The organism is Bradyrhizobium sp. SZCCHNR2028 (assembly GCF_032380995.1).
Classification (GTDB): Bacteria; Pseudomonadota; Alphaproteobacteria; order Rhizobiales; family Xanthobacteraceae; genus Bradyrhizobium.
On sequence record NZ_JAUHJF010000008.1, the window covers coordinates 53,551 to 70,995 of the forward strand.

The window sequence follows — 17,445 nt, forward strand, 5'->3', positions numbered from 1 at the left end:
CGCGATGGATCGTCTCGAGGGCAAGGTGGCGCTGGTTGTGGGTGCCGGCTCGATCGGACCGGGCTGGGGCAATGGCAAGGCCACGGCCGTGACCTTTGCCCGGCACGGCGCCAAGGTTTTCTGCGTCGACCGCAACAAGGACGCCGCCGCGGAGACCGCCTCGATCATTTCAGGCGAAGGCGGGCAGGCCGAGGCGTTCACCGCCGACGTCTCGAAGGCCGTCGAGGTCGAGGCGATGGTGAAGGCTTGCGTTGCCGCCTATGGCCGCATCGACGTGCTCGACAACAATGTCGGCATTGCGGAGATGGGCAGCGTGGTCGAGGTCGATGAAGCGGAATGGGACCGCGTGTTCGCGGTCAACCTGAAGAGCGCCTATCTTGCCATGAAGCACGTCATTCCGGTGATGATCGCGCAGGGCGGCGGCTCCATCATCAACATCTCCTCGGTAGCCTCCATCCGCCAGGTCGGCATCTCCTATGTCAGCTACGGCGCCAGCAAGGCGGCGATGAACCAGATGACGCGCACGACCGCGGTCGAGTTCGCGCCGAAGCACGTCCGCGTCAATGCGATCCTGCCCGGGCTGATGAAGACGCCGATGGTCGAGCACTCCGCTGGGCTGGCTGCGAGCTACGCCAAGGGCGATGTCGAGGAGATGTGGAAGAAGCGCGATGCGCAGGTGCCGATGGGGCATATGGGCGATGCCTTCGACGTCGCCAATGCTGCGGTGTTCCTCGCCTCCGACGAGTCGCGCTATGTCACCGGCACCATGCTCGTGGTCGATGGCGGGTTGACCTGCAGGAGTTAGGTCTCGCCGCTCTCGTCATTGCGAGCGAAGCGACGTGTCCGCCGTAGCTCGAAGAGCGAGGGCGGAAGCAGTCCGGAGTCTCTCGGGAGCTCTGGATTGCTTCGTCGCCTTCGGCTCCTCGCAATGACGGTGGTGTGGAACGGCTTTGTCTTGTTGAGGGCTATTGCGCCATCGCCAGCATGCCGCCCGCGAATGCATGCCATGCCGAGGTCACGCTGATCGGCCAGTTCAGGAGCTTCACGGCGATCAGCGCCAGCCCGCCATAGACGTAGACCGGGTGGACACGTCCGAACGTGCGGCGGTCGTGGATGATGGCGACGACGAGCAGCAGGTAGGCGACGAAGGCCGGCGGGATCGTTACGAACACCGGCGGCGGGCCGAGCGGGCCGGACGGCGCCAGGAATGTCAGGAACCAGCGCGCCACGGCGGCGTCGAGCAGCGAGATGCCGGCGAGCAGCATCAGCCGCTTGTGCGTTTCCGGCCGGCGCAGATGGACAACCGCGAGCGTAAAGACCACGGCAAAGAAGGCGATGCCGCTGAGCGGCACGATGGCAAAGGCGATGCCCTCATTGACCTGCCCCATTGCCGCGGAGCGCTTCATCGCCTCGATGGCAACGAGGAAGCCAAAGATCGTCATCGCCGTGGCGAGCGATACGCCGAAGATGCCGAGCGAGCGGTGCCGCGCCGTGCGTCCGGATGCGGCAAGCCAGCTCTGCAGCGCGAAATACAGAGTCCAGGTGAAGAACAGGAAGCCGTGGAAATGAATCACGGGCGCGCCGGAGAATGAGCCGCGGGCCAGTGGCAGCCAGTAGGTCGGTGCGAAGCCGATGATCGCAATGGCCATGCAGGCCAGAGCCATGTTGAAATAGAAATAGCGCGCAGGGGACGCAACGACGCCGCGTGCGCGCGAATTGTCGGTCAGAATAGTCATGCGGTTGTGTCTGCGGGGATCGCAACAGGTTCAAATGGCGACCGAGGGCATCGCCGGGGGCGCGCATCCACAACATCGCGAGGGGAATGCGCGGCACGACCACACGCATTTTTGTCGGGCCGCAATCAGCTCGTGAGCGCCCGTTCGCAAGGGGCGCCTTCTGCAGGAAAGGACTGTCGCACCGCGGCTGCCGCTGTATAGTTGAAGTCGCCGCGGCGGCGGTTACGCCCCGCGCGCCGTGCCGGATCGCCCACGACCTGAGAGAGCCATCTGCCTTGACCGCATCCGTCTCCTCATGGGCTGCAGCCGATCGCCGGGATGGGATGCTGCGCCTCGCTGCGCTTGTCACGCTCGGATGGCTGGTCTCGACCCAGGCCCATGCGGTCGGCGCGGCCGAGCCCGGCAAGGAGCCGGCGGTGGATGCCGGTGCCTGTATGGCGGCCTCGGAGGCGCGCGATGGCGACAAGGTGCTCACCGAATGCGGCGCCGTGATCGACAATCCCAAGGCCGCGAGGGCCGATCGCATCAACGCGCTGATCGCGCGCGCCTCGATCTTCATCACCAGGGGTGAGATCGATCGCGCCATCGCCGATTACGGCGTTACCTTGCAGCTCAACCCGACGCTCGCCAGCATCTTCAATGCGCGCGGCGAACTGCATCGCAAGAAGGGCGACCGTCCGAAGGCGCTGGCCGATTTCGCCGCGGCGCTGCGGCTCAATCCGGATCACGCCAGCGCCCGCAGCAACTACCACGCGCTCGCAGTGGAGCTCGAGCGCCTGGGCGCGCAGATGGCCGTCGCGGGCAGGCCGAGCTTCAATTGCGCCATGGCGCGGCGCGCCGTGGAGAAAGCGATCTGCGCCGATCCGGAGCTCGCCAATCTCGATCGCGAGATCGACGGCGCGCAGGCCCGCGTCGTTCGCGAGGCGGCCGGCCCCGCCGCGGCACGCGCCCTGCAGCGCGAGCAGGACGCGTTCATCGCGCGGCGCAACGCCGGCTTTGGCAAGCCCGGCTACGATCTCAAGAAGGCAATGCAGGACCGCCTGCGGCGGCTGAACGGCGTCGACGGCTATTAGCCATCGGCGTGGCCGCTTGAACCGGGTTCCGGCCGGAGACGACAACGGGGGAGATCAGCGTCTCACCCGCAACAGTCGAAATTCGAGCCGAGTCCATGCCGATGCACGCTTTCATTCGTTCGATTTCATCCCGCTCGTCTTACCTCGCGCTGGGTCTTGCAGCCGGGCTTGTCCTTGGCCTCGGGGCCCAGCCTGCATTCGCCGCGGACCCCGAATGCGCTTTGGGCAGCAAGGCGCCACCGTCCGAACTCATCGCCGCCTGCTCGACCGCAATCGAGCAGGCATCGGGTTCGCCGAAGGATCAATCCATCGCCCTGGTCGCCCGTGCCGACGCCCGTGCCCGCATCTCCAGCGGCCTGACCCAGGCCCTGAAGGATCTCGACCGTGCCATCGCGCTCGACGGCAAGAATGCGCGCGCCTACCGGCTGCGCGGCGACCTGATGCGCGAAGCCGGTGGCGATGCCGGCAAGGCGGCGGCCGATCTGAGCATGGCGATCTCGCTCGATCCGAATGACGCCGAAGCCTATGAGCTGCGTGGCGTTGTCCATACCGAGCAGCGCCGTCTCGATCGCGCTCTGGCCGACTACGACCAGGCGATCCGGCTGAAGCCCGACTACGCGCAGGCCTATGCCGACCGGGGCGTCGCCTTCTACCTGCGCGGCGACAATGAGAAGGCCGTGCGCGACTATGACGAGGCGATCCGGCTCGACCCGGAACGGCCGCGCACATTCACCAATCGTGCCGCGGCCTACAAGAAGCTCGGCCAGATGGACAAGGCGCTGGCCGATGACGACGAGGCGATCCGGCGCGATCCGAAGGTGTCGGAATATTACGACAATCGCGGCCTCACCTACGCCGCCATGAAGGAGTACGACAAGGCGATCGCCGATTATGACCAGGCGATCAGGATGGAGCAGCGGGCAAATTTCTTCACCAATCGCGGCGATTCCCATCAGTTCAAGAACGAACTCGGCGCGGCGCTCAGCGACTACGACGCCGCGCTGCGGCTCGATCCGAATTTCGCGCTCGCCTACAACAACCGCGCGGTGTTGTTCAAGAAGATGGGTGAGCGCGCCAAGGCGCTGGCCGACTACGAGGCGGCGCTGCGGCTGGATCCCGGTAACGACAATGCCATTGCCGGTCGGCGCGTCATGCTGGCCGAGATCAAGAAGTTCGGCGCCGAGCCGCCGCGTCCGTTGAACGCCCCGTCGGAGCGCAGCGGGCCGTCCTTCGACTGCGCCACCGCCGTACGCGAGGTCGAGAAGGTCATCTGTGCCGACCCGCAGCTCTCGGTGCTCGATCTCGGCATTTCCGAAAGCTATGCCCGGCGCTTGAAGTCATCCCGCGGCCGCGCCGCTGCCGAGCTGCGTGGAACGCAGCGTGACTTCATCGCCGAGCGCAATGCCCGCTTCGGCAAGCCGGGCTACGACCTTCGTCTAGCCCTGCAGCGTCGCCTGGATACCCTCCGCGACGCAGCGCATTGATCCGGCCCTGAAAATGGCCCGGACGTCCGGCCCGCCTGATCTGGATCAATTCATGACGGCTTGAACTGTCGCTTTGTCCCGTGACAATAGTCGGGAATAAACACTGTTTGGGGAAACGTCATGAGCGCTGCGAGCCGCTATCACGAGGTCCATGCACGGTCGCTGCAGGACCCCGAAGGGTTCTGGGCCGAGGCCGCCCGCGCGATCGATTGGATCGAGCCGGCCAAAAAGATCTTCGATCCGTCGATGGGCGCCTATGGCCGCTGGTTCACTGGGGCCGTCGTCAACACCTGCTACAACGCGCTCGATCGCCACGTCGCCGCCGGCCGCGGCGAGCAGTTGGCGCTGATTCACGATTCGCCGCTCACCAGCTCGGTCACCAAGCTCACCTATGCCGAGATGCTGAAGGAGGTGCAGACGCTCGCCGCGATCATGCAGGATTTCGGCGTCGGCAAGGGTGACCGCGTCATCCTCTACATGCCGATGGTGCCGGAAGCGATGGTCGCGATGCTCGCCTGCGCGCGCATCGGCGCGGTGCATTCGGTCGTATTCGGTGGCTTCGCGGCCAAGGAGCTCGCCACCCGCATCGACGATGCGACGCCAAAGCTCGTGCTGTCGGCGAGCTGCGGCATCGAGCCCGGCCGCATCGTGCAATACAAGCCGCTGCTCGACCAGGCGATTGAGCTCGCCGACAACAGGCCCAAGGCCTGCATCATCCTGCAGCGTCCCGAGCATGTCTGCGAGCTCAAGCCCGGCCGCGATTACGACTGGGCCGCGCTGCGGAAGTCCGCGCTCGCCAATGGCAAGGCGGCGCCGTGCGTGCCCGTGCTGGCGACCGATCCGCTCTACATCCTCTACACGTCGGGCACGACCGGCAAGCCGAAGGGCGTGGTGCGCGACAATGGCGGGCACCTCGTCGCGCTCAAATGGTCAATGGAGAATCTCTATGGCATCAAGCCGGGCGAGGTGTGGTGGTGCGCCTCCGACATCGGCTGGGTGGTCGGCCACAGCTACATCATCTACGGCCCGCTGATCCATGGCGCGACGTCGGTGATGTATGAGGGCAAGCCGGTCGGCACGCCCGATGCCGGCGCGTTCTGGCGCGTCATCAGCGACCACAAGGCGGTGGCGCTGTTCACGGCGCCGACCGCGTTCCGCGCCATCCGCAAGGAAGATCCCGAAGGCACGTTGCTGCGCAAATACGATTTGTCACAGTTCCGCACGCTGTTCCTCGCCGGCGAGCGCGCCGACCCGCCGACCGTGGAATGGGCCGAGCAGCAATTGAAGGTGCCGGTCATCGACCACTGGTGGCAGACCGAGACCGGCTGGTGCATCGCCGGAAATCCGGCCGGCCTCGGCCTCTTGCCGGTCAAGCACGGCTCGCCGACGGTCCCGATGCCGGGCTACCAAGTCGACATCGTCGACGAGGCGGCGAGGCCAGTGCCCGCCAACACCATGGGCTCGATCGTGATCAAGCTGCCGATGCCGCCGGGCTGCCTGCCGACGCTGTGGCAGCAGGAGGATCGCTTCAAGGAGTCCTATCTCAGCGAGTTCCCCGGCTACTACAAGACCTCGGACGCCGGCTACAAGGACGAGGACGGCTACGTCTTCGTGATGGGCCGCACCGACGACATCATCAATGTCGCCGGCCACCGGCTCTCGACCGGCGGCATGGAGGAGATCCTGGCCTCGCATCCGGACGTCGCCGAATGCGCCGTGCTCGGCATCAAGGATGCGATCAAGGGCGAGGTGCCCTGCGGCTTCCTCGTGCTCAAGGCCGGCGTCTCGCGCAGCCCTTCTGTGATCGAGAAGGAAATCGTGGCGCTGGTGCGCGACAAGCTCGGCCCCGTCGCTGCGTTCAAGCTCGCCATCACCGTCGGCCGGCTGCCGAAGACGCGTTCGGGCAAGATCCTGCGCGGCACGATCAAGAAGATCGCCGACGGCGAACAATGGAGCATGCCGGCCACGATCGAGGATCCCAAGGTGCTCGAGGAAATCGGCGAGGCGCTGAAGAGCCGCGTCTGACGCGGCGCCGCTGAACGTGCCCCGGGCTTGACCCGGGCGCCCATTGTCGTCAAGCAACGGCCGAGACCAGCCCGATTGACGAGAATGGAACGTTCGATGCGACAGACCTCCGCCCGCTTGGCCTTGGTGCTGATGGCCGTATTTTCGCTCACGGCCTGCGCCTCCCGCAACCAGGGCCCTGCAGTGGCGCTCGGCAATGACGATGACGATGCGGTCTGTCAGGCCGGCGGCAAGGTCGCGCCGGGCTCCGCCGAATATGTCGCCTGCCGCAAGGACCGCGACGTGCAGCGGCAACGCGCCGAGGCACGCGCCGATCGCCGGCAGCGCGATCTCGGCGAATACATGATGAACCATCCCGATCGGCCCTGAGCGCACGTGCAAGCGCCTCTCATGGCGCGTGACTTCGATGCAACAGTTGCGTGACATCGGCACTGCAACAATGCCGATTGATTGAGATCAAATCCAAGTCCATGGCGTCCCTGCCACATCTGCGACCGCAAGGCGCGGCTGTGCCCGCGCAAATGTTGCTCAAGGGTGGCTATGGGGACTTCGATGAACAGAATCTTGAAACTTTCGTCGTCGCTGCTGGTGCTGGCGGCGATCTGCGGAGCCATGGGCTCGGCGCAAGCAGCCGACCTGCAGGCGGCGCCGGTCTACACCAAGGCGCCGGTGGTCGAAGCGTGGAATCCGTGGATGCTTCGTGTGCGAGCGCTCGGCGTGCTGCCGGATGCCGGCGGCTCCAGCGTGAACGTGACGGGCGTGCCGGCGCTGTCGTCGCCGAACTCCGGCCTGTCGATCTCCAACTCGGTCGTGCCCGAGCTCGACATCAGCTACTTCTTCACCAGGAACATCGCGGCCGAGTTGATCCTCGGCGTCACCCGGCATTCCATCGGCGGCACCGGCTCGCTCGACGGTCTCAACATCGGCAAGGCGTGGCTGCTGCCGCCGACGCTCACCCTGCAGTATCACTTCACCGATTTCGGCGCCTTCAAGCCCTATGTCGGTGCCGGCGTGAACTACACGGTCTTCTTTAACCAGAGCGCCGCGAACCAGGTGTGGAACGGTCTTGCCGTCACCAACCTGCACATCTCCAACCAGTGGGGCGCCGCGGTCCAGTTCGGCTTCGACTACATGCTCGACAGGCACTGGGGCTTGAACGTCGACGTCAAGAAGCTGTGGCTGCAGCCGAACTACTCGGCGACCGTCAACGGCGCAATTCCGGTCACCGGCCGCGCCAACATCGATCCGTGGCTGGTCGGCGTCGGCGTCACCTACAAGTTCTGATTTTTTCAGTTCCTCCCAGACTGCCATGGCGCCGGCATCCCCGGCGCCATTTTTTTGGGAGGTTCGTTGGTCGCGGTCTCGGGCCTGACCACGGCTGTCGTCCCGGCCTTGAGCCGGGACCCATACGCCGCAGCGCGAGTCAGGAACGGAAGGCTTAGTCACAACCGGCTCGGGCAGTTGCGCGATCCTGTGGCTAGAGTCCCAGCGTTCGCCGGGACGACAGCGAAGGACGTGTCACGCGCCTTTGGCGATCGAGAGACGGACGCCCGCGTCCTACTCCTCGTCGTCCTGCTTCTTGCCGCCGATGGTCTTGAGCTTGGCGAACACGGCGTCGACGTTGAGATCGTCCTCGTCGCGGCCCGCCGGCTCGTACTCGTCTTTGCGCGTGGTCTCGGAGGCCGGGAGCAGGGTGGCGCCGCTGTAATTGGCGTCGAGCGGCTTTTCCTTGGCGGCACGCTGGACCTCGAAGTCGAGCTCGATCTGCGAGCACAGGCCGAGCGTCACCGGGTCCATCGGCGTCAGCGTCTGCGCATTCCAATGGGTGCGGTCGCGCACGCTGGCGATGGTGGTCTTGGTGGTGCCGACCAGGCGCATGATCTGGGCGTCCTTGAGCTCGGGATGGTTCCGCACCAGCCAGAGGATGGCGCTCGGGCGCTCGTGGCGGCGCGACACCGGGGTGTAGCGGGGGCCCTTGCGCTTGGGCTGCGGCGGTAGCACGACCTTGCTCTCCTGCAGCCGGAGCCGGTAATTCGGGTCGCGCTCGGCCTTCTCGATCTCCTCACGGGTGAGCTGCCCGGTCGAGATCGGATCCATGCCCTTGATGCCCTGGGCGGCGTCCCCGTCGGCAATGGCGCGCACCTCGAGCGGGTGCATCTTGGTAAAATCGGCGACCTGGTCGAAGGTCAAGGCAGTATTGTCGACCAGCCACACGGCAGTTGCCTTCGGCATCAGCGGGGCGTTGCTCATGGCAAATCTCCTTTGTGCTCCGCCCCGGCCCTGGAGGCGAAACCTGCGGTCATCGGCGATGACGGGAATTGGCCCTATATAAGCCGTCCCGGGGGCATGGCGCAATGGCCTGGAGAAAACGGCCTTGACAGCGCTCGAAAGCAGTCCCAAGTCCTACCCAAACCAGTGTCAGACCCAAGCTCCTCGCGTATCGACCGCCCCCGCTTGCCGGCCCGGGGGTCCGTGGTCGCCGAAACCAGCCCGCAAAGATCAGCTTAGACCAGCCCCATGGCAGCCAAACCAGACCTCAAAATCGTGCTTTGCTCGCCGCGCGGCTTCTGCGCCGGCGTGGTGCGCGCCATCGACACCGTGGAGCGGGCGCTCGCCATCTATGGCGCCCCGGTCTATGTCCGCCACGAGATCGTGCACAACAAATACGTCGTCGACAGCCTGAAGACCAAGGGCGCCATCTTCGTCGAGGAACTGGCGGAGATTCCCGACAGTACCAACGCACCGGTGGTATTTTCGGCGCATGGCGTGCCGAAATCGGTTCCGGCCGAGGCCCAGGCGCGCAATTTCTTCTCCCTGGACGCGACCTGCCCGCTGGTCACCAAGGTCCACCGCGAGGCGGCGATCCACTTCAAGCGCGGCCGCGAGATCCTGCTGATCGGCCATTCGCACCATCCGGAGGTGGTCGGCACCGTCGGCCAGCTTCCGGCGGGCGCCGTGACGCTGATCGAGACCGCCGAGGACGCGGCGACCTTCACCCCGAAGGATCCCAACAACCTCGCTTTCGTCACCCAGACCACGCTGTCGATCGACGACACCAAGGATATCGTCGCGATCCTCAAGGGCCGTTTCCCGAACATCTCGGGCCCGCACAAGGAAGACATCTGCTACGCCACCACCAACCGCCAGCTGGCGGTCAAGAAGGTGGCGCCGGTGGTCGACGCGCTGATCGTGGTCGGCGCACCGAACTCGTCGAACTCGCAGCGCCTGCGCGAGGTCGCCGAGCGCGAGGGCTGCCCGATTGCCGTGCTGGCGCAGCGTGCCTCGGACATCGACTGGGCGCGCTTCGAGGGCATCAAGAGCCTCGGCATCACCGCCGGCGCCTCGGCGCCGGAGGTGATCGTCGAGGAGATCATGGGCGCCTTCGCCGAGCGCTACGTGCTCCATGTCGAGACGGTCTCGGCGGCGGAAGAGAACGAGTTCTTCCCGCTGCCGCGCTCGCTCCGGCCGGAAGCCGCGGCCGAGTAAAGGCGGCCCTGGCGGCCGCTCTTTTTGGTCCACCGCCGGCGCATCCGTCTTGAACGCGGCGCCCGCATGCGCGATGAAGGGCGCAAACGAGCCTCCCCGGTGATGAAGTTCGCGTCGGGGGAGGCGGGGCCGGCGAACTTCGAGAACCAGGACAGGGTATGGCGGTCTATACCGACGTCGCCGCCGACGAGCTTGCGGACTTCCTCAAGACCTACGACATCGGCGAGCTGCTCTCCTACAAGGGCATCGCCGAGGGGGTCGAGAACTCCAACTTCCTGCTGCACACCACCAAGGGCTCCTTCATCCTCACGCTGTACGAGAAGCGCGTGGCGGTGGACGATCTGCCGTATTTTCTCGGGCTGATGGCCCACCTCGCCGAGCGCGGCGTGAGCTGTCCGCAGCCCGCCCGCAACCGCGACGGGGCGGTGTATTCGAGTCTGTCCGGCCGGCCCGCGGCGATCATCAACTTCCTGGAAGGCATGTGGCCGCGCAAGCCGAACGTCACCCACTGCGCCGGCGTCGGCGCGGCGCTGGCGCAGATGCATCTGGCCGGACGCGACTTCCCGCTGGTGCGCAAGAATCCGCTCTCGGTCGCCGGCTGGCGGTCATTGTTCGCCCAGGCCGCCGACCGCGCCGACACGGTGCAGGCCGGCCTCTCCGCGCTGCTCTCCGCCGAGCTCGATCATCTCGGGCGCTCCTGGCCGACGCATCTGCCGGAAGGCGTCATCCACGCCGATCTGTTTCCGGACAACGTGTTCTTCCTCGGCGACAAGCTCTCGGGGCTGATCGACTTCCCGTTCTCCTGCAACGACATTCTGGCGTATGACGTCGCGATCTGCCTCAACGCCTGGTGCTTCGAGGCCGATCATTCGCTGAACGTCACCAAGGCGCGCGCCTTCTTCAACGCCTATGGCCGCGTCCGGCCGCTGTCGGAGGCCGAGCAGGAGGCGCTGCCGCTGCTGGCGCGCGGCGCCGCGATCCGCTTCCTGCTGACGCGGCTGGTGGACTGGCTCAACGTGCCTCCCGGCGCGCTGGTGAAGCCCAAGGACCCGCTCGAATATGTCCGCAAGCTGCGCTTCCACCAGGCGGTGACCAGCGTGCGCGACTACGGCATCGGTGGAGCCGTGGCGTGAGCGAGCATCCGGTCGTCAGCATCTACACCGATGGCGCCTGCTCGGGGAATCCGGGGCCGGGCGGCTGGGGCGCGATCCTGCGCTTCGGCGACAAGGAAAAAGAGCTCAAGGGCGGCGAGCCGCACACCACCAACAACCGCATGGAGCTGATGGCCGCGATCTCCGCGCTGGAAGCGCTGAAGAAGTCGTGCCAGGTCGAGCTCTACACCGACAGCCAATATGTCCGGCAGGGCATCACCGGCTGGATCCACGGCTGGAAGCGCAACGGCTGGAAAACCGCGGACAAGAAGCCGGTCAAGAACGCCGAGCTCTGGCAGCGGCTCGATGCCGCGCTGAAGCCGCACAAGGTCAATTGGCACTGGGTCAAGGGCCACGCCGGCCACGCCGAGAACGAGCGCGCCGATCAACTGGCGCGCGATGGCGTGGCGATGGCCAGGATGCAGAAGAACGTGCGGGGCTGAGGTCTTCTACGGTTGTGAGTTTGATCGTCATTCCGGGGCGACGCGAGAGCGTCGAACCCGGAATCTCGAGGTTCCGGGTTCGCTTCGCGCCCCGGAACGACTGATCATCTGCAGCAGTGCGTTGTTTACTTACAGCTGCCCGAGCAGGGTGTCGCCGCCGGAGACCTCGACCTTGCCCGGAGCGGCTTCGAGGTTCAGCTTGGTGACCTTGCCGTCCTCGACCAGCATCGAATAGCGCTTGGAGCGGATGCCGAGGCCGGCACCGGACGCGTCGAGCTCCATGCCGATCGCCTTGGTGAACTCGGCATTGCCGTCAGCCAGGAACACGGCCTCGTCGCGCTGGTCGGTGTCGCGCTTCCAGGCATTCATCACGAAGGCGTCGTTGACCGAGACGATCGCGATGGTGTCGACGCCCTTGTCCTTCAGCGCATAGGCGTTGAGGAAGATGCTCGGCAGATGCATCTTGTGGCAGGTGCCGGTGTAGGCGCCGGGCACCGCGAACAGCGCGACCTTCTTGCCCTTGAAGATGTCGTCGGTGGTTTTGACCTGCGGGCCTTCGCCGGTCATGACGCGGAATTGGGCCTGCGGCAGCTTATCGCCAACCTGGATGGTCATTCGAGTTACTCCTTCCCCTGGATGTGTCTTTTGAATGTGTCTTGCGCGGTGCGCGCTACACTATTCGGCGCGCCGGAAACGGCAACGGCCCGCCGTGATCACGTATCCGTCATCGCACGTCCGTCATCGCATGCCGGCGCTTGCGGCGCCAATGGACTCAGGCCGCCGCTGCCGGCTTCTTCTTCTCGTCGCGCAGCTCCCGGCGCAGGATCTTGCCGACATTGGTCTTCGGCAGCTCGGTCCTGAACTCGATCTGCTTCGGCACCTTGTAGTTCGTGAGCTGCTCGTGGCAGTGCTTGATGATGTCCTCGGACGTGAGGTCGGGATCCTTCTTCACCACGAAGGCCTTGACGACCTCGCCGGTCTTCTCGTCCGGCAGCCCGATCACGGCGGTCTCCAGCACGCCCGGATGGGTCGCGATCACTTCCTCGACCTCGTTCGGATAGACGTTGAAGCCGGAGACCAGGATCATGTCCTTCTTGCGGTCCACGATCTTGATCGCGCCGTCCGCGGCCATCACGCCGATGTCGCCGGTGCGGAAGAAGCCGTCCGCGGTCATCACCTTGGCGGTCTCGTCGGGCCTGTTCCAATAGCCCGCCATCACCTGCGGGCCCTTGGCGCAGATCTCGCCGGGCTGGCCGAGCGGCACCTCGTTGCCGTCGTCGTCGCGGATCGACAGCCAGGTCGACGGCAGCGGCAGGCCGATCGTGCCGGTGAACTCGGTCGAGGTCGGCAGGTTGCAGGTCAAGACCGGCGCGGTCTCCGACAGGCCGTAGCCTTCGGCGATGCTGCAGCCCGTCACCTGCTTCCACTGCTCGGCCACCGGGCGCTGCACGGCCATGCCGCCGCCGTTGGAGACCTTCAGCTTGGAGAAGTCGATCTTGCGGAAGTCGGGATGATGCAGCAGGCCGTTGTAGAGCGTGTTGACGGCCGGGAAGGTGGTGACCTGATACTTCATCAGCTCCTTGATGAAGCCGGGGATGTCGCGCGGATTGGGGATCAGCAGATTGGCGCCGCCGGCGCGCACCGCGAGCAGGAAGCAGCAGGTCAGCGCGAAGATGTGGTAGAGCGGCAGCGCGCAGACGATCAGCAGCTGATCGACATGCGGCGGCTTGTCCATCACTGGCTGCAGCCACGCATCGTTCTGCAGCACGTTGGCGACGACGTTGCGATGGAGCAGCGTGGCGCCCTTGGAGACGCCGGTGGTGCCGCCGGTATATTGCAGGAAGGCGACATCGTCCGGACCGATGGTGGGCTTCTGGAAGCGCTTGCCGCGGCCGGCCGCGAGCGCATCGTTGAAGGGCACGGCACCCGGCAGCGAGAACGCCGGCACCATCTTCTTCAGGCGGCGGACGACGAGGTTGACGATCACGCCCTTGAAGCCGAGCAGGTCGCCCATGCTGGCGACGACGATGTGCTTGACCTGGGTGTGGCCGACCACCTGCTGCACCGTGTGAGCAAAGTTCTCCAGCACGATGATCGCTTCGGCGCCGGAATCCTTGAGCTGGTGCTCGAGCTCGCGCGGCGTGTAGAGCGGGTTGACGTTGACGACGGCGTAGCCCGCGCGCAGCACCGCGGAGATCGCGATCGGATATTGCAGCACGTTCGGCATCATCAGCGCGACGCGCGCGCCCTTGGCCAGCCCAAGGCCCTGCAGATAGGCGCCCAGCGCGACCGACATGTCGTCGAGCTCGCGATAGCTGATCGCCTTGTCCATGCAGATGAAGGCGCGGCGATCGGCGAATTTCCTGAAGCTCTCTTCCAGCAGGTCGACGAGCGACGGGTATTTGCCCGGATCGATATCGGCGGGAACGCCGGCCGGATAGTGCTTGAGCCAGATGCGCTCCATGACCCTTCCTCTCTGATCGTCTCTTGTTCGTGTATTGGCGTCCGCCAGCCTCGCTCGGGAAACTGGCGGCGGCCAATATCGAATTTCCGGCCCTTCAAGGCAAGCGGCCGGCGTGTCGACGAAAGCGGCAGGGTAAGGAGGCCGGGCGGAGGCTGGGCCCAGTCGGCTGCGGCCCTATGGGCCGCGCCGGATCAGCCGTCCTTCGGTGCGGGCTTGCCGGCCGTCTTCGGCTTTGCGGCGGCCTTGGGCTTGGCGGGCTTGGGCGCGTCGGAGCCTGTCTTTTCCGCCGGTTTTGCGCCGGCATCGTGCTTGGTGGCGGCGACGTGGCGTGCCGCGCCCGGCTTGGCCTCCGCCGGTTTGGCCTCCGGCTTCGCCGCGGCCTTCGCATCCGCATCGGTCTTGGCGGCGGTCCGGGTCGCCGGCTTGGCATCCTTCCGCGCGGCGGCATGCGCCTTCTTGCCGCGGTGTTTGGCCGGGGTCTGAGCGTCGGCATCGGCGGCGACGGCGGCGATCAGCGCCGCGCCGGTGCGCGTCGGGCCGGTGTAGACCAGCACCGGCTCGGACGGGACGGGCGCCGCCGCCAGCAGCTCGGACGGCTTCATGGTCGGCGCCTGCAGGCCGGCGAGCAGGGTGCCGCCGGTCGCTTCGCCGTCCGCGCCGGCAACGGTGTCCTCGTCGTCGTCGCTGGCTGGTCGGTGGCGGCGGCCGTTGCACATGTCGTCGCGCAGGTTGGGCGGTGTCGCGTCGACGGGGGCCAACTGATCGACCGTGCCGAGCGGCGATTTCAGCCAGCTCAACTGGTTGCCGTTGAAGCCGCGGTCCAGCATCTGGATCGCGCGCACGGCGCGCATCTGTCCTGAGGAGGCGCCGAGCACCACCGCGATCAGGCGCTTGCCGTTGCGGGTCGCCGACGCCACCAGATTGTAGCCCGAAGCGCAGATGAAGCCGGTCTTGAAGCCGTCGGCGCCGGGATAGCGCCCGATCAGCTTGTTGAAGTTCTGCACGACGCGGCGGCCGTAGCGGATCGACGGGATGTGCACGAAGTATTCGTACTCGGGAAGATCGCGGATGATGGCGCGCGCTAGGATCGCGAGATCACGCGCCGAGGTGATCTGGCCGTCGGCCGGCAGTCCGTTCGGATTGACGTAGCTGGTCTGCGTCATGCCGAGCTTGCGAGCGGTGTCGTTCATCATCGCCGAGAAGCCGTCGATGGAGCCGCCGACGCCCTCGGCCAGCACCACCGCCATGTCGTTGGCGGACTTCACCAGCATCATCTTCAGCGCGTTGTCGACGGTGACCTGCGTGCCGGGCCGATAGCCCATCTTCGACGGCGACTGTGATGCCGCGGCCGGTGAGACCGTGAACAGCGTGTCAAGCGTGATCCTGCCGTCCTTGACCGCCTTCAAGGTGACATAGGCCGTCATCAGCTTGGTGACCGACGCGGGATACCATGGATAGGTCGCATTCTGCGCTTCCAGCACCTTGCCGGTATCGGCTTCGACGAGCAGCAGCGCCTCGGCGCTGGCCCAGCGGGGCGTGAGCACGAGAGCGGCAGCGAGAGCGATGATCTTGATCGGGGCGTAGCGGAACAACAGGCGAAGCGTCTGCACTGGTCTGGTCCGGTCCTTTGAGACCCGCCTCGCGCGGCGAGGTGGGCAAGCGGGCTTTCGGGTTTCAAGCGTGTCCGGCGCCGCTTCGGTTGCGGCAGGCCGCGAACCTATACCGGCTCGACGCTGGCGAACAGAGGCCAGCCATTCAATTCCACGATGAAAGCGTCCCGCGATCAGGTCTTGACGATGGTGCCGTCGCTCTCGGGCGCTGCGAGAGTCGCGCGCGCGCTCTCCTGCACCATGAACTGGGCCTTCGCCAGTTCCGCGAAGTGGCCGCCCTTGGCGACGAGTTCATCGAACGTTCCGCTTTCGATCACGCGTCCGTTCTCGAACACGAGGATTCGCGTCGCGTTGCGGATGGTCGATAGCCGGTGCGCGATCACGAAGGTCGTGCGTCCCTTCATCACCTCGTCGAGCGCCGCGTTGAGCTTGGCCTCGGTGACGGCATCGAGCGCTGATGTCGCCTCGTCGAGAATCAGGATCGGCGGATCCTTCAAGAGCGCACGCGCGATCGAGAGCCGCTGGCGCTCGCCGCCGGACAGCATGCGGCCGCGCTCGCCGGCATTGGTATCGAAGCCCTGCTCGGCGCGGTCGATGAAGTCGAGCGCCTGGGCGCGCGCGGCGGCGGTGCGAATCTCCTCCTCGGTCGCATCGGGCTTGCCGACCAAGAGGTTCTCGCGGATCGAGCGATTGAACAGCAGCGCCTCCTGGAACACGACGCCGATGTTCCGGCGCAGGGCCGCAAGCTTCAATCCGCGGACATCCATGCCGTCGATCTTGATGAAGCCGGATTGCGGATCGAAGGCGCGATGCAGGAGCGCAATCGCGGTCGACTTGCCGGCGCCGGTCGGCCCGACCAGCGCGATGGTCTGGCCGGGCAGCGCGGTGAAGGTGAGGTCCTCCACCGCCGGCCGCTTGCCGTCATAGGAGAACGACACATCGTTGAATTCGACCAGGCCCGAGAGCCGGCCGACGTCGATCGCATCGGGGCGGTCGCGCACCGCCGGCACGGCGTCGAGCACGGTGAAGAACTCGGCCAGTCGCGGCGCTTCCATGAACACGTTGTTGATGAAGGACACGACCTGCTCGAGCTTCTGGATCAGCATGGTCGCGAACGACACGAACATCACGATCTCGCCGACCGAGGTCAGTCCCTGCTGATGCAGCGCGATGCCGAGGGTGAAGATCGCCAGCACCGTGATGGTGGTGGAGGCGCGCGTGATCACCGTCACCAGCGCCCACCAGCCGAGCACCGGCATCTGCACCGAGAGCAACTGGCCGGCGACGTTGCGCAGGCCCTGCACCTCGGCTTCGATGCGCACGAAGCTCTGCACCAGCGCGACGTTGCCGAGCGCGTCGGAGGCGCGCGCCGACAGGTCGCTGTAGTGCTCTTCGACCTCGCTCTGCATGCCGTAGGTCTTGCGCACCACCAGCGTCGTCAGCACCGTGAACACCACGCACAGCACGAACAAGAGGATCGCGAGCCGCCAGTTCAGATAGAGCGACAGCGGCAGCAGCACCAGCACCGACATGATGGCGGCGAAGTGCTCGCGGAAGAACGACAGCCACAGCTTCCACAGCGCGTCGGTGCCGTTGATCATCACCTTCATCAGCCGGCCGGAATGGGTGCCGGAATGGAACGTCAGCGGCAGCTGCAAAATGTGCTCGAAATAGCTCGTCAGCACCGCATGGCGCTGCCGGTGCGCCAGCCGGTCGGCCTGCAGCGCGACCCAGGCGCTGGCCAGAATCGTGAACAGGCCGAATCCGGCCCAGGCCGCGAGCAGTGGCCAGGCGGTGCTGGTCGAGGCGTTGCCGGAGAGCGAGTCGACAATGCGTCCGAACAGCACCGGCTCGGCGAACTGTGCCACCGCGAGGGCAAGGTTGGCGATCGCCAGAAACCAGCCCAGCCGCGCCTCCTTTCCGAGCAGATGGAGCACGCGGGCATAAATGCGGAGCAGGGACATGGGCGGGGC

Annotated in this window: 15 protein-coding genes; 9 read left to right on the top strand and 6 right to left on the bottom strand. The window is 66.0% G+C overall.

The annotated features are described in order from the left end of the window. The first annotated feature begins 4 nt into the window (after positions 1-4). Positions 5-805, top strand: a complete 801-nt coding sequence (locus QX121_RS15340) for an SDR family oxidoreductase (RefSeq protein WP_315812372.1) — start codon at positions 5-7, stop codon at positions 803-805. A gap of 160 nt (positions 806-965) precedes the next feature. Here QX121_RS15340 and QX121_RS15345 read toward each other — a convergent pair whose 3' ends face one another. Next, positions 966-1,736 (bottom strand): hypothetical protein, encoded by a 771-nt coding sequence (locus QX121_RS15345; RefSeq protein WP_315812373.1) that lies wholly within the window; start codon positions 1,734-1,736, stop codon positions 966-968. A gap of 323 nt (positions 1,737-2,059) precedes the next feature. Here QX121_RS15345 and QX121_RS15350 point away from each other — a divergent pair, with 323 nt between their 5' ends. The 5 genes from QX121_RS15350 (at position 2,060) to QX121_RS15370 (ending at position 7,602) form a co-directional block, all read left to right on the top strand. After that, a complete protein-coding gene (locus QX121_RS15350; protein WP_315737017.1) occupies positions 2,060-2,809 on the top strand; it encodes a tetratricopeptide repeat protein in 750 nt (249 codons plus the stop codon). Positions 2,810-2,910: 101 nt separating this feature from the next. Then, positions 2,911-4,293 (top strand): tetratricopeptide repeat protein, encoded by a 1,383-nt coding sequence (locus QX121_RS15355; RefSeq protein WP_315812470.1) that lies wholly within the window; start codon positions 2,911-2,913, stop codon positions 4,291-4,293. Between the two features lie 120 nt (positions 4,294-4,413). Beyond that, the gene (locus tag QX121_RS15360) at positions 4,414-6,318 is read left to right on the top strand and encodes a propionyl-CoA synthetase (protein WP_315797714.1); all 1,905 of its coding nucleotides are present in this window, start codon (positions 4,414-4,416) and stop codon (positions 6,316-6,318) included. A gap of 96 nt (positions 6,319-6,414) precedes the next feature. Further along, positions 6,415-6,687 carry a hypothetical protein gene (locus QX121_RS15365; RefSeq protein WP_315736121.1) on the top strand — a complete coding sequence of 91 codons (273 nt, stop codon included), beginning with the start codon at positions 6,415-6,417 and terminating at the stop codon, positions 6,685-6,687. Positions 6,688-6,870: 183 nt separating this feature from the next. Beyond that, complete coding sequence (locus tag QX121_RS15370; protein WP_315736122.1) at positions 6,871-7,602, top strand: OmpW family protein; 732 nt, start codon at positions 6,871-6,873, stop codon at positions 7,600-7,602. Between the two features lie 273 nt (positions 7,603-7,875). Here QX121_RS15370 and QX121_RS15375 read toward each other — a convergent pair whose 3' ends face one another. Next, positions 7,876-8,568 (bottom strand): DUF1013 domain-containing protein, encoded by a 693-nt coding sequence (locus tag QX121_RS15375; RefSeq protein WP_315736123.1) that lies wholly within the window; start codon positions 8,566-8,568, stop codon positions 7,876-7,878. 267 nt (positions 8,569-8,835) lie between these two features. Between QX121_RS15375 and ispH the strand changes: the two genes are divergently transcribed. The 3 genes from ispH (at position 8,836) to rnhA (ending at position 11,398) form a co-directional block, all read left to right on the top strand. Beyond that, positions 8,836-9,804: a 4-hydroxy-3-methylbut-2-enyl diphosphate reductase gene (gene ispH / locus QX121_RS15380; protein ID WP_315716301.1), complete on the top strand. Its 969-nt coding sequence runs from the start codon at positions 8,836-8,838 to the stop codon at positions 9,802-9,804. A 158-nt stretch (positions 9,805-9,962) separates the two neighbouring features. Then, positions 9,963-10,937 (top strand): homoserine kinase, encoded by a 975-nt coding sequence (locus QX121_RS15385; RefSeq protein ID WP_315736124.1) that lies wholly within the window; start codon positions 9,963-9,965, stop codon positions 10,935-10,937. Further along, positions 10,934-11,398 carry a ribonuclease HI gene (rnhA, locus tag QX121_RS15390; RefSeq protein ID WP_315736125.1) on the top strand — a complete coding sequence of 155 codons (465 nt, stop codon included), beginning with the start codon at positions 10,934-10,936 and terminating at the stop codon, positions 11,396-11,398. The genes QX121_RS15385 and rnhA overlap by 4 nt, the downstream gene beginning before the upstream one ends. Positions 11,399-11,527: 129 nt before the next feature. On the opposite strand, the gene QX121_RS15395 is transcribed toward rnhA, so the two are convergent. From QX121_RS15395 to QX121_RS15410, 4 genes are all read right to left on the bottom strand, one after another. Next, positions 11,528-12,013 carry a peroxiredoxin gene (locus QX121_RS15395; protein WP_315758853.1) on the bottom strand — a complete coding sequence of 162 codons (486 nt, stop codon included), beginning with the start codon at positions 12,011-12,013 and terminating at the stop codon, positions 11,528-11,530. A 157-nt stretch (positions 12,014-12,170) separates the two neighbouring features. Next, positions 12,171-13,862 (bottom strand): long-chain fatty acid--CoA ligase, encoded by a 1,692-nt coding sequence (locus tag QX121_RS15400; protein WP_315777844.1) that lies wholly within the window; start codon positions 13,860-13,862, stop codon positions 12,171-12,173. 191 nt (positions 13,863-14,053) lie between these two features. Next, on the bottom strand, positions 14,054-15,472 hold the full coding sequence (locus QX121_RS15405; protein WP_315812374.1) for a D-alanyl-D-alanine carboxypeptidase family protein: 1,419 nt from the start codon (positions 15,470-15,472) through the stop codon (positions 14,054-14,056). A gap of 173 nt (positions 15,473-15,645) precedes the next feature. Then, complete coding sequence (locus QX121_RS15410) at positions 15,646-17,436, bottom strand: glucan ABC transporter ATP-binding protein/ permease (protein WP_315812375.1); 1,791 nt, start codon at positions 17,434-17,436, stop codon at positions 15,646-15,648. Positions 17,437-17,445 lie beyond the last annotated feature (9 nt).